We start from the raw sequence: 645 nt of genomic DNA on the forward strand, positions 1-645 counted from the left end.
GGTGCGACCAATGCCGAAGACGTAGGTGAGGGCGACCTCCACGCGCTTTTCGCGCGGGAGGTCAACGCCTGCGAGGCGTGCCATAAATCTGGCTCCAGTTGCTATTCGGAGGTCTTCCGCAACACCACTCCCGGGCCCGCGCGGCGGCGGCTACCGGGTCCCCGGCCTCCGCCGGGGGTGTCGTCCCCTGCGAGGAGGAGACGGGTGATTGCGTATGTACGAGTTGCTCGCGTCGCGCGAAGGTACTGCGAGGTGCGGGTCGTGCGTCAGCCCTGGCGCTGCTTGTGGCGCAGGTTGTCGCAGATGACCATGACCCGGCCGTGACGGCGGATCACCTTGCACTTGTCGCAGATCTTCTTGACGCTCGGCTTGACCTTCATGGGTGTGAGGTTCTCCGGGTCGTGCCATCGCCCCACGGGAGCGGGACGGCAGCGAGATCTACTTGTAGCGGTAGACGATGCGTCCGCGCGTCAGGTCGTAGGGAGACAGCTCCACCACGACCCGGTCGTCAGGGAGGATGCGGATGTAGTGCATGCGCATCTTGCCACTGATGTGCGCGAGGACCTGGTGACCGTTCTGGAGCTCCACCTTGAACATGGCGTTCGGGAGGGACTCGATCACGGTGCCCTCGATTTCGATGGCACC

General features: G+C 64.8%; 2 protein-coding genes and 1 pseudogene. All 3 read right to left on the reverse strand.

Annotation, left to right across the window (positions count from 1 at the left end; all coding sequences use genetic code 11):
• Positions 1-84 (reverse strand): annotated as a pseudogene (gene rpsM / locus KUM32_RS36345) (30S ribosomal protein S13); the annotation flags it as partial.
• Between the two features lie 182 nt (positions 85-266).
• Complete coding sequence (gene rpmJ / locus KUM32_RS36350; protein ID WP_003956441.1) at positions 267-380, reverse strand: 50S ribosomal protein L36; 114 nt, start codon at positions 378-380, stop codon at positions 267-269.
• A gap of 58 nt (positions 381-438) precedes the next feature.
• A partial coding sequence (gene infA, locus KUM32_RS36355; RefSeq protein WP_217146163.1) for a translation initiation factor IF-1 occupies positions 439-645 on the reverse strand: 207 nt, incomplete at its 5' end.

The sequence above is a fragment of the Streptomyces sp. AC627_RSS907 genome (assembly GCF_019049165.1).